Origin of the sequence: Mesorhizobium sp. M0244 (assembly GCF_040321795.1) — a bacterium.
GTDB lineage: Bacteria > Pseudomonadota > Alphaproteobacteria > Rhizobiales > Rhizobiaceae > Mesorhizobium.
Map to the genome: position 1 here is coordinate 202,412 of NZ_JAMYSE010000001.1, position 20,914 is coordinate 223,325.

Annotated in this window: 21 protein-coding genes; 15 read left to right on the forward strand and 6 right to left on the reverse strand. The window is 63.4% G+C overall.

The annotated features are described in order from the left end of the window. The first annotated feature begins 11 nt into the window (after positions 1–11). Both NKJ08_RS00960 and NKJ08_RS00965 read left to right on the forward strand, forming a co-directional pair. Positions 12–806 carry an SDR family oxidoreductase gene (locus NKJ08_RS00960; RefSeq protein ID WP_352780887.1) on the forward strand — a complete coding sequence of 265 codons (795 nt, stop codon included), beginning with the start codon at positions 12–14 and terminating at the stop codon, positions 804–806. A 502-nt stretch (positions 807–1,308) separates the two neighbouring features. Next, complete coding sequence (locus tag NKJ08_RS00965) at positions 1,309–2,400, forward strand: 3-deoxy-7-phosphoheptulonate synthase (RefSeq protein ID WP_352780889.1); 1,092 nt, start codon at positions 1,309–1,311, stop codon at positions 2,398–2,400. A 57-nt stretch (positions 2,401–2,457) separates the two neighbouring features. Here NKJ08_RS00965 and NKJ08_RS00970 read toward each other — a convergent pair whose 3' ends face one another. Beyond that, positions 2,458–3,567: a Gfo/Idh/MocA family protein gene (locus NKJ08_RS00970; RefSeq protein WP_352780891.1), complete on the reverse strand. Its 1,110-nt coding sequence runs from the start codon at positions 3,565–3,567 to the stop codon at positions 2,458–2,460. A gap of 153 nt (positions 3,568–3,720) precedes the next feature. On the opposite strand from NKJ08_RS00970, the gene NKJ08_RS00975 reads away from it, so the two are divergent. Further along, positions 3,721–4,566: a MurR/RpiR family transcriptional regulator gene (locus NKJ08_RS00975; RefSeq protein ID WP_352522751.1), complete on the forward strand. Its 846-nt coding sequence runs from the start codon at positions 3,721–3,723 to the stop codon at positions 4,564–4,566. Here the strand turns inward: NKJ08_RS00975 and NKJ08_RS00980 are convergent. Further along, entirely contained in the window at positions 4,563–5,441 is an 879-nt protein-coding gene (locus tag NKJ08_RS00980) for an AraC family transcriptional regulator (RefSeq protein WP_352781143.1), read from the reverse strand. The genes NKJ08_RS00975 and NKJ08_RS00980 overlap by 4 nt on opposite strands. On the opposite strand from NKJ08_RS00980, the gene NKJ08_RS00985 reads away from it, so the two are divergent. From NKJ08_RS00985 to phnN, 10 genes are all read left to right on the forward strand, one after another. Beyond that, the gene (locus tag NKJ08_RS00985) at positions 5,409–5,867 is read left to right on the forward strand and encodes an SDR family NAD(P)-dependent oxidoreductase (RefSeq protein ID WP_352780893.1); all 459 of its coding nucleotides are present in this window, start codon (positions 5,409–5,411) and stop codon (positions 5,865–5,867) included. The genes NKJ08_RS00980 and NKJ08_RS00985 overlap by 33 nt on opposite strands. Beyond that, on the forward strand, positions 5,779–5,979 hold the full coding sequence (locus NKJ08_RS00990; RefSeq protein ID WP_352781144.1) for a Rossmann-fold NAD(P)-binding domain-containing protein: 201 nt from the start codon (positions 5,779–5,781) through the stop codon (positions 5,977–5,979). Before NKJ08_RS00985 ends, NKJ08_RS00990 begins: the two co-directional genes overlap by 89 nt. A gap of 200 nt (positions 5,980–6,179) precedes the next feature. Further along, positions 6,180–8,114 (forward strand): bifunctional 5-dehydro-2-deoxygluconokinase/5-dehydro-2-deoxyphosphogluconate aldolase, encoded by a 1,935-nt coding sequence (locus NKJ08_RS00995; protein WP_352780896.1) that lies wholly within the window; start codon positions 6,180–6,182, stop codon positions 8,112–8,114. A 34-nt stretch (positions 8,115–8,148) separates the two neighbouring features. Beyond that, positions 8,149–9,993: a 3D-(3,5/4)-trihydroxycyclohexane-1,2-dione acylhydrolase (decyclizing) gene (iolD, locus tag NKJ08_RS01000; protein ID WP_352780899.1), complete on the forward strand. Its 1,845-nt coding sequence runs from the start codon at positions 8,149–8,151 to the stop codon at positions 9,991–9,993. 46 nt (positions 9,994–10,039) lie between these two features. After that, positions 10,040–10,957: a myo-inosose-2 dehydratase gene (gene iolE / locus NKJ08_RS01005; protein WP_352780902.1), complete on the forward strand. Its 918-nt coding sequence runs from the start codon at positions 10,040–10,042 to the stop codon at positions 10,955–10,957. Between the two features lie 42 nt (positions 10,958–10,999). Further along, positions 11,000–11,218, forward strand: coding sequence for a DUF3329 domain-containing protein (locus NKJ08_RS01010; RefSeq protein ID WP_352522365.1), 219 nt, complete (start codon positions 11,000–11,002; stop codon positions 11,216–11,218). Between the two features lie 2 nt (positions 11,219–11,220). Beyond that, positions 11,221–12,033, forward strand: a complete 813-nt coding sequence (gene iolB, locus NKJ08_RS01015; RefSeq protein ID WP_352780905.1) for a 5-deoxy-glucuronate isomerase — start codon at positions 11,221–11,223, stop codon at positions 12,031–12,033. 151 nt (positions 12,034–12,184) lie between these two features. Further along, complete coding sequence (locus NKJ08_RS01020) at positions 12,185–12,892, forward strand: DUF1045 domain-containing protein (RefSeq protein WP_352522363.1); 708 nt, start codon at positions 12,185–12,187, stop codon at positions 12,890–12,892. Positions 12,893–12,969: 77 nt separating this feature from the next. After that, a complete protein-coding gene (locus NKJ08_RS01025; protein ID WP_352780908.1) occupies positions 12,970–14,109 on the forward strand; it encodes an alpha-D-ribose 1-methylphosphonate 5-triphosphate diphosphatase in 1,140 nt (379 codons plus the stop codon). Further along, positions 14,106–14,735, forward strand: coding sequence for a phosphonate metabolism protein/1,5-bisphosphokinase (PRPP-forming) PhnN (phnN, locus tag NKJ08_RS01030; protein ID WP_352780911.1), 630 nt, complete (start codon positions 14,106–14,108; stop codon positions 14,733–14,735). The genes NKJ08_RS01025 and phnN overlap by 4 nt, the downstream gene beginning before the upstream one ends. 95 nt (positions 14,736–14,830) lie before the next feature. Here the strand turns inward: phnN and NKJ08_RS01035 are convergent, their stop codons facing one another. From NKJ08_RS01035 to NKJ08_RS01050, 4 genes are all read right to left on the reverse strand, one after another. Further along, positions 14,831–15,361 carry a DUF2231 domain-containing protein gene (locus NKJ08_RS01035; protein WP_352780914.1) on the reverse strand — a complete coding sequence of 177 codons (531 nt, stop codon included), beginning with the start codon at positions 15,359–15,361 and terminating at the stop codon, positions 14,831–14,833. Positions 15,362–15,515: 154 nt separating this feature from the next. Then, the gene (locus NKJ08_RS01040) at positions 15,516–16,511 is read right to left on the reverse strand and encodes an ABC transporter permease (protein WP_352522359.1); all 996 of its coding nucleotides are present in this window, start codon (positions 16,509–16,511) and stop codon (positions 15,516–15,518) included. A gap of 24 nt (positions 16,512–16,535) precedes the next feature. Further along, entirely contained in the window at positions 16,536–18,080 is a 1,545-nt protein-coding gene (locus NKJ08_RS01045; RefSeq protein WP_352522358.1) for a sugar ABC transporter ATP-binding protein, read from the reverse strand. A 114-nt stretch (positions 18,081–18,194) separates the two neighbouring features. Then, a complete protein-coding gene (locus NKJ08_RS01050; protein ID WP_352525957.1) occupies positions 18,195–19,157 on the reverse strand; it encodes a sugar-binding protein in 963 nt (320 codons plus the stop codon). Positions 19,158–19,408: 251 nt separating this feature from the next. Between NKJ08_RS01050 and NKJ08_RS01055 the strand changes: the two genes are divergently transcribed. After that, complete coding sequence (locus tag NKJ08_RS01055; RefSeq protein ID WP_352780918.1) at positions 19,409–19,690, forward strand: hypothetical protein; 282 nt, start codon at positions 19,409–19,411, stop codon at positions 19,688–19,690. A 74-nt stretch (positions 19,691–19,764) separates the two neighbouring features. After that, positions 19,765–20,871: a LacI family DNA-binding transcriptional regulator gene (locus NKJ08_RS01060; protein ID WP_352780920.1), complete on the forward strand. Its 1,107-nt coding sequence runs from the start codon at positions 19,765–19,767 to the stop codon at positions 20,869–20,871. Positions 20,872–20,914 lie beyond the last annotated feature (43 nt).

A 20,914-nucleotide genomic window follows, 5' to 3' on the forward strand; every position in this document is an offset into this window, starting at 1 on the left:
GGAGCAAGGCGATGAACGGTTCCGCCGGTCGCAATTCCGAAACACGCGCCATCGTCACCGGCGGCGCACAAGGCATCGGCTTCGCCGTCGCCGAGGCGCTGGCCGATGAGGGCTGCCGGGCGCTGGCGCTGATCGGCCGCTCCCAGCAAAAAGGCGACAAGGCTGTCGCCGCTCTCAAGCGGGCAGGCGTCGACGCCATCTTCATCCGTGCCGACGTCTCAGAGGTGGCCGACTGCAAGCGCGCCGTCGAAACGGCGATCGCCCATTTCGGCACCGTCAACGCGCTGGTCAACGCCGCCGCCACCTCGGCCCGTGGCTCGCTGGTCGAGACCTCCCAAGACCTCTTCGACCAGATATTCCAGACCAATGTGCGCGGCCCGTTTTTCCTGATGCAAGGCGTGGTGGCGCATTTGCTGGCGCGCAAGGCGCCGGGCTCGATCGTCAACGTACTGTCGATGTCGGCGCATTGCGGCCAGTCGTTCCTGGCGCCCTATTCGTCGAGCAAGGGAGCGCTGGCGACGCTGACCAAGAATGTCGCCAATGCCTATCGCGGCAGCCGCATCCGCTGCAACGCGGTGCTGCCCGGCTGGATGGACACCGAGGGCGAGGCGATCGTGCAGAAGAAATGGCATGACGCGCCAGACGACTGGCTGGAAAAGGCCGAAGCCGCGCAGCCGATGGGCCAACTGGTGAAGCCGGCGCAACTTGCCCGGCTGATCAGCTATATGATCAGCCCGCAGTCCGGCGTCATGACCGGGTCGCTTGTCGATTACGACCAGAGTATCGCAGGGTCGTCACCGGAGTAGCATCAGTTGAAAACGTCGGGGCCTCAGGTCCGGTGTGCATTGTGCAACCCCGCCAACTCGACCTGAACGTCGGCCAGCTCTTGCTTCAGTAGGCAAATATCCTCCGGCGTAGCTGGCGTCCCGGAGGCGTTGGCCTCGTAGGCGCTCAACATAGCTTTGGCTGCTCTTAGGCGTGCCTCTGCCGCCGCTCACAGCAGCGCATAAACATCGACGGGTTCTTCGGGATCTTGGTCCATATCGTTGAGCGTATAAGAGTTTGGGCCGGATCGCGACGGGCAGGGCCGTCAAAATTCAAACTGAGGGGAGCGTGACAAGCACCTCGGCTTCGGCTATAGGGCTGGCATGATCAACCCGACCGCCTCGTTTTGGTACTTTAGCTACTCGCTGGCGGCGGGAGGATTGCGCTCGATCTGAAGATTGCAGCATCAACATCCGAACAGCCGCCAGACCTGGCGGCTTTTTTGTTTCAGCCGGCAGGTCTCCCAATCAGGAGCAGAAAGCCGTGTTGACCACCACAGATGATCTTCGGGTCAAGGAACTCAAAGAACTGAGCACGCCGGAAGAGGTGATGCGCGAGATACCGCGCACGCTGACGGCGACGCGCACCGTTACCGCCTCACGCAACGCGATCCATTCCATCTTGACCGGCGCCGCCGACCGGCTGGTGGTCATCGTCGGCCCTTGTTCGATCCACGACCCGGTCGCCGCCGTGGACTATGCCAGCCGGCTAGCGGCGCTGCGCGAGACCCTGTCGGACCGGCTGGAGATCGTCATGCGCGTCTATTTCGAGAAGCCGCGCACTACGGTCGGCTGGAAGGGCCTGATCAACGATCCCGACCTCGACGGCAGCTTCAACATCGACAAAGGACTGAGGATGGCCCGCAACGTGCTCTCGGCGGTCAACAATCTCGGCCTTCCCTCAGCGACCGAGTTCCTCGACATGACAACTCCGCAATACATCGCCGACCTCGTCGCCTGGGGCGCGATCGGCGCGCGCACGACAGAGAGCCAGATCCATCGCGAGCTCGCATCGGGCCTCTCCTGCCCGGTCGGTTTCAAGAACGGCACCGACGGCAATCTGCGGATTGCCGCCGAGGCGGTGAAGTCCGCCGCCCAGCCGCATCATTTCATGGCGGTGACGAAGGGCGGGCGCAGCGCCATCGCGACGACCACCGGCAACGAGGACTGCCACGTCATCCTGCGCGGCGGCATTGTGTCCAACTATGACGCGGCAAGCATAGCTGCTGCCTCAGCTGAGCTCGGCCGGATCGGCGTGGCACCTCGGCTGATGATCGATGTCAGTCACGCCAACAGCAACAAGAAGCCGGAAAACCAGCCGCTGGTGGCGGCTGACGTGGCGGGCCAGATCGCGGCGGGCGACGAGCGCATCATCGGCATCATGATCGAGAGCAACCTGGTCGCCGGCCGGCAGGACGTCGTGCCCGGCAAGCCGCTCGTCTATGGCCAGAGCATCACCGATGGCTGCATCGACTGGGAAACCACCGAGACAGTGCTGCTCGGCCTTGCCGACGCCGTCGAGCGGCGCCGGTCGGCGCGACACGCCATGATCGCCGATCGCCCGGGAGCCGCCTGAGGCCGGCACTGCCCCCTTCTCCCCTTGCGGGAGAAAGGGAAACCAGCGCCCGGCTTACTACCGCACTGCGATCCAGCGCTGTTCCGCGAACGAGCGCGCCATCGCGTGCACGGTGCGCTCGATCTCCAGGCCTTCGTCGAAGTCGATGATCCGCGCCGGCTTGCCGGCAAGGCGCGTCAACAGTTCGCGGCATTCGATGATCTTGAGATCGTTAAAGCCGAGGCCGTGGCCGGGCGCCGGCAGGAAAGCGTCGTAAGGCCTGTGGTGCGGCGCCACCAGGATGGTGCGGTAGCCTTGCTCGGTCGGTCGATCGGCCGTCAGATAGAGCTGGAACTCGTTCATCCGCTCCTGATCGTACAGGATCGAACCCTTCGAACCAAAAATCTGGATGGCGATCCGGCCCTTGCGGCCCCACGCGGAACGGTTGACCAGCAAGGTGCCGGCGATGCCATTTTCGAGATGCATCAGGATGCTGGCGATATCGTAGGTCTCGACCGCGCAGCGCCCGCCTGAGGCGACGCGGCGGTCGGCATAAGGCTTGGCCATGTCGCACATGACGCGGGCGACACGACCGAACAGGACCGCAATGAGCGACAGCGGGTGTACGGCGAAATCGTCGAGAGCGCCATAGCCCGACGCCGCCTCGTGCTTCCAGAAGAACAGCGCCTGCGGATCGGCCATGAAGTCCTCGTCCATCTCGATGCGCAGATGGTTGACCTCGCCGATGATCTTCTCATCGAGCAGTGCACCGATATGGCGGATTGCGGGGTTCTGGATGTAGTTATAGCCGAGCGCGGCGACTTTGCCGGACTTTTGGGCCGCCGCCGCCATTGCTTGCGCCTCGGCGAAGCTCGGCGCCATCGGTTTTTCGCACCACAGATGCTTGCCGGCTTCGAGGATGGCGATGGCCATTTCCGGGTGGAACTGGTTCGGCGTGGTCAGCGAGACGACATCGACTTCCGGGTCGTCGACAACGGCGCGCCAGTCGCCGGAGGCCTTGGCGAAGCCGAATTCGGCCGCACGGCGTTTGGCAAGGTCCTCGTTGACCTCGCCGAGATGGACCAGCCTTGGCTTGGCCACGTCGGGAAAGACGGTGCCGACCGCATTCCAGGCAATCGCGTGGCACTTGCCCATGAAACCAGTACCGATAAGACCTACCCCGACCATCTGCTTTGCCTCCGCTACGTGCAAATTTGTGTGGATGAATTAGTCCATTTTGTTTGTAAATGGAACGCTTGTCTCATTTTTTATGGTGTTCTTGCACAGGCCCGCTATGATGGGGCACAGAGGGAACCGACGATGAGCCTGGGCGGAGCGACGATGGACGAACGGGTGCCTCGCGATTTCGAAACGCTGCGGGCGACGATCCTGGAGCGGCGTCAGAGCCTGCCGAAACGTATCGCCCAGATCGCTGCCTACGCGCTCGACAATCCCGACGATATCGCCTTCGGCACCGCTGCCAGCATCGCCGCCTCCGCCGGTGTACAGCCTTCGACCCTGATCCGCTTTGCCCAGCAGCTTGGCTTCGACGGCTTTACCAGCCTGCAGCTGGTATTTCGCGAGCGCCTGCGCGAACGCAACTCGTCCTATGACGAGAGGCTGGCGGCGTTGCGCGCCAAGGCCGAGGAAGGCGCCGGTCACCGGGCGATTTTCGACGGTTTTGTCGCCGCAGCCAGCACGTCGCTCAACGACATTTCGCGCACGCTGAACGAAGACCATTTCGAAGATGCGATCGCCGTGTTGGCCAAGGCCGAGACCATCTATGTGCTGGCCAAGCGCCGCTCCTACCCGGTCGCCTCCTACATCGCCTATGCGCTGGGCAAGCTCAAAATCCGCAACCAGCTGATCGAATCGGCCGCCGGTCTGAATGCAGAGATGATCGGTTTTGCCTCTCCAAGGGATGCCGTCATCGCCATCAGCTTTTCGCCCTATGCTCCGGCCACCATCGAGGAGGCGCGGGTCATTTCCGAGCAAGGGGTGCCGATCGTGGCGATTACCGACAGCTCCTTTTCGCCGCTCGCCCAGTTCGCCAGGGTCTGGTTCGAGGTCGCCGAAGCCGATTTCGCCGGCTTCCGCTCGCTGTCGGCGACGATGGCTTTGGCCATGGCGCTGACCGTTGCCGTCGGCGAGAAGCGGCGCGACGGCGGCCGCAAGCGGAAGGCTTAGATCACCTCTATTGCCGTTTCGCCTTCTGCCAAAAGCCGCGCTGCGTCGCGGGCAGGCGGCGATCCGAACTGGCGGGCATACTCCCGGCTGAACTGGGAAGCACTCTCATAGCCGACAGCGAAGGCGACACGCGCCACGTTGCCCGGCTGGGCAATCAGCAGATGGCGGGCTTCCAGCAAGCGGATTTGCTTTTGATACTGGATTGGGCTCATGGCCGTCGCCGCCTTGAAGTGGCGATAAAACGCAGCGCTGCTCATGTGGGCGATTTCGGCCAGATCCCCGACCCGGACCGGCTGATGGGGATGCGAACGGATCCAGGCGATCGCCCGGCCAATCCGGGACAGATGGCCATCGGCGCGCGCAAGCTCACGTAGCTTTCCGGCCTGGGGGCCTTGCAGAAGCCGAAACAGTATCTCCCGCTCGAGCAAGGTTGCGAGCACGGGAATCTCCGCTGGCCGGCCAAGCAGCCGCATCATTCGACGCAACGCGTCGAGCAGGTCGTCATCAACGGGAGAGGTGGAGAAACTGTCGCCGCCGAGGGCCGGCCGGTGGTCGACGAGGAGCGCGGCGACGGCCTGCAGGTCAAGGGTCAAGCCAATGGCCAGGTAAGGGCGCGCGGCGCTCGCTTCGACTATCTGGCTGATAGTGGGCGTCTCGACAGTGTAGATGAAATAGCTGGCCGGATTGTAACGAAGTGCCCGGTCGCCGATCAGAACCGTCTTCGCGCCCTGCAATACGAATAAGATCCCCGATCCCCACACCCCCGGCAATGGCGCCGTGGCGACTTCGCTGCGGCCGATCGAAACGCGGGGAATCGCCGTTCTTGTTCGTCGCCCGCGCGCATGGCGGCCGGCGATCTCGATCAACTCCTGCAGGATGAGAGTGTGAAGGCGGCCGCCAAAGCCGTCAGCGCGGCCAACTCCTGCCTCGACGTGCTGGTGAACAATGCCGGCGTCGCCATCAACTACGACCTGCCGCCGAGCCGGCAGCGGGTCGCCGACATCCAGGCCACTTACGACGTCAATGTCTTCGGCCCGATCCGCGTGACCCAGGCATTCCTGCCGCTGCTGCTAGCAGCACCTGCTGCCCGTATCGTGATGGTGAGCAGCTCCACCGGGTCCATCGGCCGGACGCTTGATCCCGCCACCGCGAACCACGCCGTCAATATGATGGGCTACGGCAGCTCCCAAGTCAGCCTTGAACGCCATCACCGTGGCCTTCGCCAGGGAGCTCGCGTCCCAAGGCATCAAGGTCAACGCTGCGGCGCCCGGCTACACCGCCACCGATCTCAACGGGTATAAAGGTCACCGCACGGTGCAGCAGGCGGCCGAGATCGTCGTTCACCTGGCGACCTTGGACGCCGATGGCCCGACCGCCGGGTACTTCAACGATGATGGCCCGCTTCCTTGGTAAATCAGCTGGTTTCAGCGGCAGACGCTTGACGTTCGTCCGACTTCAAAGTTTCTCGCCGCGCGGACCTTTGCACAGCACTTTTCAGCGAAGGAATGCCCGTTCCATGTTGACTATGGATTGGAATTATTATTTCATATTGCCGGCGCCACGCTGCCGCTCGCGCGTGTTACCCAAGACAACAAAGCCGATGGGAGGTTCGAATGGGCGAAGCCGTGGAAGCGAGATATGCGCCGCTCGACGTTATCACAATCGGCCGCGCTTCCGTCGATCTCTATGGCCAGCAGATCGGCTCGCGCCTGGAAGATATCACCTCCTTTGCCAAGTCGGTCGGCGGCTGCCCAGCCAATATCGCAGTCGGCACTGCCAGGCTCGGGCTGCGCTCGGCGTTGCTCACCCGCGTCGGCAATGAGCAGATGGGCCGCTTCATCCGCGAGCAGCTGACCCGCGAGGGCGTTTCCGTCGACGGCCTCAGGACCGATCCTGAGCGGCTGACCGCCCTGGTGCTGCTGTCGGTCGAGGATGAAGGCGTCTCGCCGATGATCTTCTATCGCAGCGATTGCGCCGACATGGCGCTTTCGGAAGACGACATCGATGAGGCGTTCATCGCTTCGGCACGCGCGGTGGTCGTCACCGGGACGCATTTTTCGCGGCCAAACAGCGACGCCGCGCAGCGCAAGGCGATCCGTGTCATGAAAGCCAAGGGCGGCAAGGTGGTGTTCGACATCGACTACCGCCCCAACCTATGGGGCCTCGCCGGCCACGCCGAAGGCTTCGAGCGCTATGTGAAATCCGACCGCGTCTCGGCGCAGTTGAAGACGGTGCTGCCCGACTGCGATCTCATCGTCGGCACCGAAGAGGAGATCATGATCGCCTCCGGCGCGGACGATTGCCTGAGCGCGCTGAAAACCATCCGGTCGCTGTCGGCGGCAACCATAGTGCTGAAACGCGGCGCCATGGGCTGCATCGTCTATGACGGGCCGATCAGCGACGACCTCGAGGACGGTGTCGTCGGCAAGGGGTTTCCGATCGAGGTCTACAATGTGCTTGGCGCCGGCGACGCGTTCATGTCGGGCTTCCTGCGCGGCTGGCTCGGCGAGGAAAGCCTGGCGACGGCGGCGACCTGGGCCAATGCCTGCGGGGCATTTGCCGTGTCGCGGCTGCTCTGCGCGCCGGAATACCCGACCTTCGAGGAATTGCAGTTCTTCCTGAGGAACGGCAGCAAGCATCTGGCGCTGCGCAAGGACGAGGCGATCAACCACATCCATTGGGCGACGACGCGCCGGCGCGACGTCCCCTCGCTGATGGCATTCGCCTGCGACCACCGCGTCCAGTTGGAGGACGTCGCGGCAAAAGTGGGCGCCGATCCGTCGCGAATCCCGGCTTTCAAGGTGCTGACGGTCAAGGCTGCGGCCAAGGTCGCAGCTGGTCGCGCCGGCTATGGCATGCTGCTCGACGAAAAATACGGCCGCGAGGCGATGTTCGAATTCGCTCACCATCCCTTCGCCTGGCTCGGCCGGCCGGTGGAGTTGCCGGGCTCGCGGCCGCTTCGCTTCGAATTCTCGCAAGATATCGGCTCGCAACTGACCGAGTGGCCGGTCGACCATTGCATCAAGTGCCTGTGCTTCTACCATCCCGACGATCCGGCGGCGCTGAAAACCGAACAGCAGCAGAAGCTGCGGGCTTTGTTCGAAGCAGCGCGCAAGGTCGGCCGGGAATTGCTGGTCGAGATCATCGCCGGCAAGCATGGCAAGCTCGACAGCATGACCATCCCTCGGGCGCTGGAGGAACTCTATGCGCTCGGCATCAAGCCCGACTGGTGGAAGCTCGAACCGCAGGCGTCGGCCGGCGCATGGGCAAAGATCGAGGCGGTGATCCTGAGGAACGATCCGTGGTGCCGCGGGATTGTGTTGCTTGGCCTGGAAGCGCCGCAGGACGAACTGGAAGCGGCCTTCGCCGCCACCGCTAAGGCACCCATCGTCAAGGGTTTCGCCGTTGGTCGCACCATCTTCATCAACGCGGCCGAGCAATGGCTTGCCGGCAAGATGTCGGACGACGAGGCGGTTGCCGATATGGCGTCGCGCTTCGAGAGATTGACCGAGGCATGGCTTGCCGCGCGCGGCCGCAAAGCGGCATAAGAAGGCGCGGCATAAGGACTGCGGAGGAACCGACATGACCAAGACAATCCGCCTGACGATGGCGCAGGCGCTGACCCGCTTTCTTGCTCGACAGATGACTGAGATAGACGGCAAGAAAGTGCCGATCTTCGGTGGCGTCTGGGCGATCTTCGGCCACGGCAACGTCGCCGGCGTCGGCGAGGCGCTCTATCAGGTCCGCGACGAGTTGCCGACCTTCCGCGCCCATAACGAGCAGGCGATGGCGCATGCGGCGATCGCCTATGCCAAGGCCAATTTCCGCCGCCGCTTCATGGCGGCGACCAGTTCGATCGGCCCCGGTGCGCTCAACATGGTGACGGCGGCAGCCCTTGCCCACGTCAACCGGCTGCCGGTTCTGCTTCTGCCCGGCGATGTCTTCGCCAATCGCATCCCGGACCCCGTCCTGCAGCAGGCCGAGGATTTTTCCGATGGCACGGCGACGGTCAATGACTGCTTCCGGCCGGTATCGCGCTATTTCGACCGCATCACGCGGCCGGAGCAGATCATACCGGCGCTAAATCGCGCCATGCAGGTGCTGACCGATCCCGCCGAATGCGGCCCGGTGACGCTGGCGCTGTGCCAGGACGTGCAGGCCGAGGCCTATGACTACCCCAAGAGTTTCTTTGCCGAACGGCTCTGGACTCAGCGCCGGCAGCGCCCGGACCGTAGGGAATTGGCGGCGGCTGTTGCGGCGCTGAAGAGCGCGAAGAAGCCATTGGTGATTGCCGGCGGTGGCGTGCTCTATTCGCAGGCGTCGGGTGAACTGGCCAGACTGGTGCAGGACGCGGGCATTCCGGTCTGCGAGACGCAAGGCGGCAAATCCTCGCTGCCGGACGATCATCCGCTGAACATGGCTGCGGTCGGCGTTACCGGCACTTCGGCGGCCAACAGGCTGGCCGAAGAGGCCGATGTCGTGCTTGCCGTCGGCACCAGGCTGCAGGATTTCACCACCGGCTCCTGGGCTTTGTTCAAGAATTCCGGCAAGACCATCATCGGGCTCAACGTCCAGCCTTTCGATGCCGGAAAGCACCAGGCGCTGCCGCTGGTCGCGGATGCGATGGAAGGGCTCGCCGAATTCGCTGCGGCGCTGAAGGGCTGGAAGGCTCCTTCAGGCTGGACCGACAACGCAGTCAGTGGCAAAAAGGACTGGCAGGCGGATGCCGGCAAGGTGACGGCGTCGACCAATGCCGCCTATCCGTCCGACGCGCAGGTGATCGGCGCCGTGCAGCGCGCCATGGGCTCCGGCGTGGTACTGCTCCATGCCGCCGGCGGCCTGCCGGGCGAATTGCACAAGCTGTGGCAGGCGAGCGCGCCCGGCTCCTATCACGCCGAATACGGCTTCTCGACAATGGGCTACGAAATCGCCGGCGGGCTCGGCGCCAAGATGGCCAAGCCGGACGAGGAGGTTGTCGTGATGATCGGCGACGGCTCCTACCTGATGCTCAATTCCGAGATCGCGACCTCGGTGATGCTCGGCCTCAAGCTGACCATCGTGCTGCTCGACAACCGCGGCTATGGTTGCATCAACCGGCTGCAGATGGCAACCGGCGGCGCCAACTTCAACAATCTGCTGAAGGACGCGCGTCACGAGACCTTGCCCGATATCGACTTCGCCGCGCATGCTGCGAGCATGGGTGCGATCGCCGAAAAAGTGCCCTCGATCGCCGGGCTGGAAACGGCGCTGGCGCAAGCGAAGAAGAACACGCGAACGACGGTGCTGGTCATCGACACCGACCCCCTGGTTTCGACCGACGCCGGAGGAAGCTGGTGGGATGTCGCAGTGCCGGAAGTCTCGGCGCGACCACAAGTGAACGCGGCGCGCAAGAAATATGAAGAAGCGCTAAGTGGGCGGGCTCTTTAAGCCCTCCGCGAAGACCGCCTCGAACGTCTGAAATTGGAGTGACGACTTGAAAGCCAAACTGGGCATGTCCCCCATTGCATGGTGGAACGACGATCTTGTGGAACTCAGCGATGATGTGTCGCTGGAAGAGTGCCTGCGCCAATCGCGTTCGGCTGGTTTCACCGGCATGGAGATGGGCCGCCGTTTTCCCAATGATCCGGAAATCATGCTGCCGATCCTCAGGCAGGCCGACGTGACGCTTTGCGGCGGCTGGTTCTCCGGGACGCTGGTCGACGAGGATATGTCGGGGAATAAGGATCGCATCCAGCCGATGATCGATCTGTTCAAGGCGGTGAATGCGCCTTGTATCGTCTATGGCGAGGTCGGCCGCTCCATCCAGGGCGACCGTTCCAAGCCGCTCGCCAGCAAGCCCAGGCTTTCGGACGACGAGATGAAAGCCTACGCCAGGCGGCTCACGCAGTTCGGCGAATGGTGTGCCGAGCAAGGCATGCCGCTCTCCTATCACCATCATATGGCGGCGGTGGTCGAGACAGAGCCCGAATTGGATGCCTTCATGCGCTATTCGGGAGAGGGCATTCCCCTACTGCTCGATGCCGGTCACCTGGCCTTTGCCGGCGGCGATGTGCTGCGCGCGATAGACAACCACCACCGGCGCATCAACCACGTGCATGTGAAGGACGTACGCATGGAAGTGATCGAAAGACTGGATCGCAACAAGCAGTCTTTCCTCGACGCGGTGGCGCTTGGTGCCTTCACCGTGCCGGGAGACGGCTCGCTAGACTTTGGCGCGATTGTGCAGAGGTTCGCCGAACATGGCTATGAAGGCTGGTTCGTGGTCGAGGCCGAGCAGGACCCGAAGAAGAACCCGCCGCTCAAGATGGCGCAAGTCGGCTACAAGGAGTTGATGCGGGTGATGACGGCCGCGGGCTATACGGTGGAGACACAGGGCTTTCCGAATGCTTGAGAGTTTGCGAAGAAGGGCTGATCCGATGCCGGGGTTGATTGGATGAAAGACTCTGAGCACCCGTTCTTCCGGCCGCTATGGCGCCGCGTTGCCATTGTCGCGGTCTGCCTGGTCTGGTCGGTGATCGAGTTCGCCACCGGCACGCCGTTCTGGGGCGTGATCGCGCTCGGCTTCGCCGGCTATGCCGTCTGGCAGTTCTTCTATCTCTATAAGCCAGCTAATGAAGACAAGGCATCGGCGGACGCCGAACCGAAGGAATGACCATGTCGAAGCTGCTCGTCAAAGCCAATAAAGGCCACGGCCGCATCGCCCATGTGACGCCGCAAAGCGCGGGCTGGAGCTATGTCGGCTTCGATCTGCATCGGTTGAGGCCAGGCGAGAGCGCTTCCGGGCAAACCGCGGATCGTGAGGTTTGCCTGGTGTTTCTCACCGGCAAGGGCAAGGTGAAGGCCGGCGGCAGGGATCTCGGCCTGCTGGGCGAACGCATGTCGCCGTTCGAGGGCAAGCCGTGGTCGGTCTATGTGCCGCAGGGCTCGGAGTGGTCGGTGAGCGCGGATACCGATCTCGAACTTGCCGTCTGCTCGGCGCCGGGGCTTGGCGGCGGCCTGCCGGTCCGCGTCATTGCGCCGAAGGACCTCGGCCAGGAGGTTCGCGGCAAGGGCACCAACACGCGCTACGTCACCAACATCCTGCCGGAGGGCAAGCCGGCCGATTCCTTGCTGGTGGTCGAGGTCATCACGCCCGGCGGCCACACGTCGAGCTATCCGCCGCACAAGCACGACCAGGACAACCTGCCGGCCGAATCCTATCTCGAGGAAACCTATTATCACCGCCTCAATCCGCCGCAGGGCTTCGCTTTCCAGCGCGTCTACACCGATGTCGACCAGAACGGTGCTCGTTCGATCGATGAGGCGATGGCGATCGAGGACGGCGACGTCGTGCTGGTGCCCAAGGGCTATCACCCCTGTGCCGCCTGCCACGGTTACGACCTCTATTACCTCAACGTCATGGCCGGGCCGAAGCGGACGTGGAAATTCCACAACGCGCCCGAGCACGAATGGCTGATGAAGGCCTGATAGCGGCCCCGTCCGCGTCGGCAAACTGGCCCAAGGCGAAAAAATCGTCGGCTAATGACCCGCCTGGACAACTTTGTTATCAGGAGCGATCACCAGCTTCGTCATTTCGTCATGCAAATCGCCTATGGCAGCGGGCTGACGAGGACTTTCGATGCGCTACGCGATTTATTTCACCCCCCGGCAGGACGAACCGCTGGCACGGATCGCCGCCAATTGGCTCGGTCGCGACCCATTCGGCGCCGCCACAAGGCCGGTTGAGGCGGTGGGCGAACTGTCGGCGGCGGAGGTCGCCTTCCATACCGCCTCGGCGCGCCGCTACGGTTTCCACGCAACGCTGAAGGCGCCCTTCCGGCTGGCCTCGAACGAGACGGAAGCCACGCTTCGCGCGGCACTGGACAACTTTGGCGAGGCGATGCCGGTGGTGATGATCCCGCGCCTCGTCGTCAGCCAGATCGACGGCTTTTTCGCGCTGGTGCCGGAAGCACCGCTGCCGGCACTCAATCGCTTCGCCGACGACGTAGTGCGCGGTTTCGACCGCTTTCGCGCGCCGCTGACCGAGGCCGAGATCGAACGGCGCAGCCCCGATTCGCTGAAGCCCGACGAATTCCGCAATCTTTGCCAATGGGGCTATCCCTATGTCTTCGAGACGTTTCGTTTCCATATGACGCTGTCCGGCCGGGTCTCGTCACAGGAAAGCCCTCGTCTTCGCTTAGCAATCGACAGCCTGTTTGCGGACGTGCTGCAAAGGCCGGTGCCGGTGGACGCGCTGACGCTGTTTGTGGAAACTGAACCTGGCGCGCCGTTCATGGTGCTGTCTCATCACGCGCTCGGGTGTCGCCCGGCCAGAAGAACTGCCTGAAATGACTATTTGTTTTAACCGCAAGCGACGCGAATTGATTCCAATTGGCTGCACAAATGCTGCAAGGACTGCCTGAAATGACCGCCGAGACCGTTCTTGACAACGCCCGCATCGTGCTCGCCGACCAGATCGTCGAAGGGTCGATCGTGCTGCGCGACGGCATGATCGCCGCCATCGATCCCGGTCCCGGCCGCAGCGGCGAGGACATGGGCGGCGACTTCATCATTCCCGGCCTGGTCGAGCTCCACACCGACCATCTCGAAGGCCATTACGCGCCGCGGCCGAAAGTGCGCTGGAACCCGATCGCCGCTGTGCTCGCCCATGACGCGCAGGTGGCGACCGCCGGCATCACCACCGTGCTCGATGCCTTGCGCGTCGGCATGGACGAGGACGCCGACCTAACGGCTGCCGACATACGCAAGCTGGCCGACGCGATCGAGGACAGCGTCCAGCAGGACCGGCTCAGGGCCGACCATTTCATCCATCTGCGCTGCGAGGTTTCGGCGCCGGACTGCCTCACAGCCTTCGCCAATTTCGACGGCGACGAGCGGCTCAGGCTGGCGTCGCTGATGGACCATGCGCCGGGACAGCGCCAATTCGTCGATCTCGAAACCTATGCCTATTATTACCAGCGCAAGCTGAAGCTGACCGATCGCGATTTCCGGAAATTCTGCGAAAAGCGGATGGCGGAATCGGCGAGGAATTCGAGCCCGAACCGCAGCTTCATCGCCGCTGCCTGCCATGAGCGCGGCATCGTGCTCGCCAGCCATGACGACGCGACCGTCGGCCATGTCGACGAAGCGATCGAGCAAGGCGTGCGCGTCGCCGAGTTCCCGACCACCGAGGAGGCAGCACGGGCTTCGAAAGAGGCAGGGCTCGGCGTATTGATGGGCGCGCCGAACGTCATGCGCGGCGCTTCGCATTCGGGCAATGTCTCGGCCCGCACGCTGGCCGGCGACGGCCTGCTCGATATACTGTCGTCGGACTACATCCCCTTCAGCCTGATCCAGTCGGCCTTCTTTCTCGGCGACGTGGTCGAAGGTATCTCGCTGCCGCAGGCGGTGGCCATGGTTTCGAAGAACCCGGCCGAGGCGGTCGGCCTCACCGATCGCGGTGTCATCGAGCCCGGCCGGCGCGCCGATTTGGTTCGCGTGCGCGTCGACGACCATGTCCCGGTTGTCCGCACGGTCTGGCGGCAGGGACGCCGGGTCGCATGATGGTGTCGGCGTCGATCGAGCGTGAATTGTCCGCGGCGGCGTTTCCGATCCGCGACGGCGTCCTTGTCGCCGTCGTCGGGCCGAGTGGTGCCGGCAAGGACACGGTGATCGGCTATGCGCGCACTGTGTTTGCCGACGAAAGCCGGCTGGAGTTCGTGCGCCGGGTGATCACCCGGCCGAGCGATGCGGCCACCGAGGATCACGACACGCTGGCCGACGCGGCCTTTGTCGAGGCCGAAGCGGATGGTGCCTTCGCCATTTCCTGGGAGGCGCATGGCCTGCGCTACGGCATCCCGGCCGAAGTCGACTGGTCGGTCTCCAACGGCCGTGTCGCGGTCGCCAATGTCTCGCGCGCGATTATCCCGGCGCTGCGCGAGCGTTACGCCAATCTGGCTGTCGTCGAGATCACGGCTACACCGGAGATCCTGGCCGAGCGGCTGGCATTGCGCGGTCGCGAGTCGCGCGGCGAAGTGCTGGCGCGGCTGGCGCGCAGCGCCAATGTGGCGCTGTCCGGACCGGGTGTCACCTCGATCGACAATAGCGGCCCTCGTGAAGCCGCCGGCGAGCGCTTCGCCGAGGTGCTGCGCAAGGCCATGGCCTTCTCCGACATGTCGGGCCTTATCTAGAGCCTGCCCATCCCGATGCATCGGGATGGGACTCTATCTTCTTGTTTGACCAATATCTTTCCGGAAACCGGTATCCACTTTTCGGGATTATGGCCTCATGCGGCGTGCCGGTCCCGACCGGCGTGACGAGTGTCAGTGGCGTTGGTTGCCGAAGGCCGCACCTGCGTATCCGCTGGCGTATCCAGAACTGCAACGTGATGCCGATACACCATTTCCCACCCCTTCCAGCCGGTAAACAGCAGTATGCAGACCACTATGAACGACAACAGCGCGCCCCATGGTCGGACCGCGGCTTCGGCGCCTTGGGCATAGCGAAGATAGAAATTGATCAATGCCACAACGACCGCGGTCAAGTTGCCCAGCATGTGGTACCAAGCGTCGGGCAAGGCGCGGATGCGCGGCTCGTTGAGGAAGTCGATAAAACCGGCTGTGGCAGCTAGAAGTGCCATTACGACGGCTGCCCCGATCAGCCACATCGATGCCTGTGCCCAGAAGGCATCAGTAGTCCCCCAGAAAACCAGATCGGTGACAAACGCACCGACAAGAAAAGCGACAGGAAAAGGAATCAGCATCGGGTGGAGGGGGTGACTTCCTACTTTGGCGGTGCTTACAGGATTCGTGGCCATTGGATGCCTCCAATAGAAAAGCCTAAATCAACGCTCAGATACGAGTTTCGTTCCAAATAGAGATTGATCTGAAACTGCCGTCGCGAAGCTCAGCACTGATTTTTCATGCCACCTGCCAATGGCAATTGGCGTGCTTCATCCAGTTATTTTTGCGTCACTCCGCGGCAGCACCCGCCACACTTTTGCGGGTGGCCTCGAGCATTAGCCGCCGCGCCCGGAACACGCCCCATTGCTGGTCGACCAGCACGCCGATGAGGATCACCCCGCCCATGACAGCGAAGTTGAGCGAGGAGGGGATGCCGAGCAGGTTGACGAGGTTCTGCAGCTCCTGCAGCAGCACCGTGCCGAGGATGACGCCGATCAGCGAGCCTTCGCCGCCACGCAGCGAGAAGCCGCCGAGCACCGCCGCTGCAATGGCGTAGAGTTCATAGAATTGGCCGTGGCTCGCCGGCGAGATCGAGCGTGTGTACATGGCGAAATAGATCGCCGACAGCGCCGTCAGCACGCCGCAGATGACATAGGCGGCCATGACGATGCGGCCGGTGCGGATGCCGGAATATTTCGCCGCTTCCTCGTTCTTGCCGATGGCGTAGAGATAGCGCCCGAACACTGAGCGGTGCAGCACCACCCACATCACGACGGCGATGACGATCAGCGCGATGAAACTGTTCGGCACGCCCCAGGACCGCCCGGCGGTCAGGAATTCGAGTTCCGGGAAATTCTGTCCGAAGGCAAAGCCGGCGGTGCCGTCGGCGGTGTAGAAGCGCGCCACGCCGCGATAGATCAACAGGCCGCACAAGGTGACCACGAAAGGCTGCAATTTGAGCCGCGTGATCAGCCAGCCATGCGCCAGCCCGATGATGCCGCCGAGCACCAGGATCAGCGGCAGGGCGACCGGCCAGGCCATGCCGCGCGTGGCGATGAAATCGATGAACAGCACGCCGAGCAGCGCAACCACCGAACCGACCGACAATTCGATGCCTCCGGTGATGATGACGAAGGCCTGGCCGATCGACAGAATGCCGAACAGCCCGATCAGGTTCGACGTGTTGGCGAGATTGATCGGCAGCAGGAAGCGTGGATTGATGATCGCCACCACCGCGCCGACCACCAGGATCAGGATCAGCAGGCCGAGATCTTTCTTGCTCATCGTCGTCTCCCCAATGGCCGCTGCCTATTTCGGCTGCTTGCCCACCGCCAGCAGCAGCACGTTTTCCTGGCTGAACTGTTCCTTGTCGAGAATGCCGGAGATCTGGCCCTCATGCATGACGGCGATGCGGTCGGACACGCCGATCACCTCCTCCATGTCGCTGGAGATCATCAGCACGGCGACGCCGGCATCGGCCAGCCCCCGCATCAGCCCGTAGATTTCGGCCTTGGCGCCGATATCGATACCGCGCGTCGGCTCGTCGAGGATCATCACCTTCGGCTTCATCGCCAGCCATTTGGCCAGCACGACCTTTTGCTGGTTGCCGCCGGACAGCGTGCCGGTGCGCGTCTGGACGGAGGGCGCCCTGATGCCGAGATTGGTCTTCTGCTTCTCGGCGGTAGCAGCTTCCGCGCTGGCCGAGACCAGCGAGCGCCGCGAATGCGCCGGCAGATTGGGGAGCGAAATGTTCTGGGCAATCGACAGGTCGAGCAGGATGCCGGTCAGCTTGCGATCCTCGGGGACGAGGAAGATGCCGCTTGCCACCGCATCCGCGGCTTGCGCGACGACCAGTTCCTTGCCGTCGAGCAGCATGGTGCCGCCAAAGCTCTTGTCAATGCCGAACAGGACGCGCGCCAGCTCCGTCCGGCCGGAGCCGACGAGACCGGCGAGGCCGAGGATCTCGCCATGCCTGACATCGAGGTCGACGGGCCGGTCGGGATAGGCAGCGGTGCGAATGGCCTTGACCGACAGCGCGACTGAGCCCGGCGGGCGCGCCGATTCCGCGGCCTTCTCCCTCTCCTTCAGCATGCGGCCGATCATCAGCTTGACCATCTGGTCGTGATTGATGGCGCTCTTCGGCAAGGTTCCGGCGAGCATTCCGTCCCTGAGCACGACGACGCGGTCAGCGACGCGCTCGACCTCGTGAAGGCGGTGCGAGATGAAAATGACGCTGATGCCGTCCGCCTTCAGCGCCTTGATGACGCCGAGCAGCTTGTCGGTTTCGGCGATCGGCAGGCTCGAGGTCGGTTCGTCGAGGATGACCAGCCTTGCCTTGATCGACAGCGCCTTGGCGATTTCGACCATTTGCTGCTGGGCCAGCGACAGCGCCGACACCGGCGTATCGGCCGAGAAATTGGCGCCGACGCGTTTTAGCAGCGGCGCCGCCAGCGCTCGCAGCCTGGCGCGGTCGACGAGCTTGAGCGGGCCGGCACGCAGCGGTTCGCGGCCGAAAAAGATATTGGCGGCGACGTCAAGGTTTTCGAACAGATTGAGTTCCTGGTGGACGAAGGCGATGCCCGAACCGATGCTGGCCTCGACGGTCAGACCGTCATGGTCGAGACCATCGACGGTGATGGTGCCGGTGTCCGGCCGGGTCACGCCGCCGAGGATCTTCATCAGCGTCGATTTGCCGGCGCCGTTTTCGCCGACCAGACCGATGACCTCGCCGGGCCTGACCTCGATCGAGAACCCGTCCAGCGCGACGACGCCGGGATAGGTCTTGCGCACGCCGTCAAGGCTCAGGAACGGAGCGTCCGTGGATGCAACGATGGATGGGTCGGAATAATTCATCACGCCTGACAGCAGTCGGTGAGCCGTTTTGGCCTCAGACTGACGGGCCTCGCAAGGCGCGTCAATAGAATCGCCGGCTCAAGGCGGACCCTGAGCCGGCGCAACTTATTTCGCTCACTTTCCAGACATCGCCTTGAGGTTGGCGGCGTAGGTGTCGACATCGTCCTTGCCGATGATCTTGGTCGGCACGATGATCAGCCCGTCGGCGGGAACGCCCGACTTGTCGCCCTCGAGATAGGCGGCCATCAGCTTCATGCCCTTGTAGGCCCATTCGAAAGGCTGCTGCACGACGGTGGCGGCGACGGTGCCTTCCTTGACGCCGCCCAGCGTGATCGGATCGTCGTCGAAACCGACGACGGTGATCTGGCCGAGCTTGCCGGCATCGCGCAGCGCTTCATAGATGCGCGGCGTGTTGTAGGAATAGAAGCCGACCATGCAGGTGACGTCGGGGCTGGCGACCAGCGCGTCCTCGACGTTCTTCTTGGCGCGGGCCTGGTCAATGTCGTCGCCACGCACGTCTACCAGCTCGATCTTGGTGCCGGCGAGGCCGTCCTTCATGCCCTGGATGCGCTCCTTGGCATTGTCGGCGCCGAGCAGGCCAACGAAGCCGAGGCACTTGCCGCCGTCGGGCATTGCCTTCTTGGCGATCTCGGCCGCCTGCTTGCCGGCATCGACATTGGACGAGCCGATATAGGCGACACGCTTGGTCTGCGGCGCGTCGCTATCGGTGGTGAACAATGCCGTCTCCGAGGCGATCTTGTTCAGCCCGTCGGTCGACGTCTTGGGGTCCACCGCCGAAACCATGATCCCCTTCACGCCGGCCGTCACCAGATCGTCCATCAGGCGCTGCTGTATGGCGACCGAGGACTGTTCCGGATATTTGAGCTCCAGATTATAGTTGGGCAGTTCGCCTTGAGCCTTCTTGACGCCGGCTTCGGCCGCCTTCCAGAAATCGGAAGCGCCGTTGACGACGAAGGCCAGCGTCGGCTTGTCGTCGGCGCGCGCAATTGCCGTGACGGACAGGCCGAGCAGCAGGGCCGCGGCGGCGACGGACGTATTTCGTATCACAGATTTCATGTTCAACCTCCCATTTGAATCAGTCGTGTCGCTGATGTGAATTTGCGGATTGCGGCTTGGACGCCCCTCCTCCTCAAGGGTTCCGGCAGCGAAAGAACGGCGCCAATCCAGCCACGATCCAAACTCTAGACACTCGTTTGCGGTTAGTAAATAGTCCGATTTGTCTGACATTTTCGTGATTGCGCGACGCATTTACGCCGGCCCGAGAGCCGCCAGACATCGCGTCGCACGCTCGATTTGCCGCGCCCAGCATGATCCATGCCGGGCATGACAAATTGACTTTAGAACGTCGCGAGTTATTAGTAAACAGTATTAGTTTTCTTGGTTGGAACGTCGCTTGCCATGAGCGGCAAGGCCTTGGCCGCCGCGTGGAGCAGAGAGACGCCAGGGGATCGAGCGGACCGTCGATGGCTTGCGCAGCGGCAGAAATCCGCGAGAAATCAAGCTTTGTGGCGAGATTGTCGTTTGCGCCGCCGTATGGCGGGCGATGGGATTCGATTGATAATAATGATAAATTTGATTTCCGTTTATAAACGCGGCATGTCGGACCGGCTTGCCGCTCGCGACGAGATCCGGTTAGACGGGCCGGGGTGGGAAACATGAAACCATGAGCGAACCGACGGATCTCAGCGATCCCGATGTCTCCAGGCGGCGCAAGCCGTCGGGGAAAAACCCCAAAGGCCGTGTCACCATGACCGACATCGCCAGGGCCGCCGGCTGCTCGCAGGCGACGGTTTCGTTCGTGCTCAACAACACGCCGGGCATCAGGCTGTCGCAGCAGACCCGCGAGCGGGTGATCGAGGCGGCGCGGGCTCTCGGTTACGCGCCGCCGGTGTTTTCCGCCTTGCGAGCCCCTGTTGCCTCATTCGAAGGGCTGGACGGGGTAATCGGCTTTGCCGTCGACCAACTGGCGACCAGCCCGGAGGCGGTCGTCGCCATTGAGGGGGCGCGGCAAGCCTCATGGAATGCCGGCAATGTGCTGCTGGTGGCGCAGACCATGGGCGACGAGGTCATGGAGCCCCGGGCCATTGCGGCGCTGACCAAGCGCGGCATTTCGGCGCTGATCTATATGACCATCTTCACCCGCGAGATCGTCGCGCCGGACTATCTCTACGGCCTCGACATTCCGGTCATCCTGCTCAATTGCTACACCGCCGACTATGCCTTCCCCGCCGTGGTGCCGAGCGAGATCGCCGGCGGCCAGAGCTCCACCCGGCACCTGATCGGCCATGGCCACCGGCGCATCGCCACCATCACCGGCGAGCCCTGGATGCAAGCGGCGCAGGACCGCCTGAAGGGCTACCGCCGGGCGCTGGCGACGGCCGACATTCCGTTCGATCCGGCCCTGGTCGTCGAAGGCGACTGGTCGGCGAGCGCCGGCTATGCCGCAACCGTCAAGCTGCTGGCACTGAAGGACCGGCCGACCGCGATCTTCTGCCAGAATGACCGCACCGCGATCGGCTGCTACGAGGCGCTGAAGGAGGCCGGCCTGCACATCCCGCAAGATATTTCGGTTGTCGGCTATGACGACGAGGAGATCGCGCGGCATCTGTTCCCGCCGCTGACGACGTCGATCCTGCCGCATATGGCGATGGGGCAATGGGCGATCGAGCAGCTCGAAGTGCCGGCTCCGCCCGGTCGGGGACGGTATCCGATCACCAAGCTGGAGTGCCCGCTGGTGGAACGGGAGTCGGTGGGCGCCGTGGCGCGGTGAGGCGAGGCGGGCCGGCGATCGACAATTGCACAGGCTTGACATC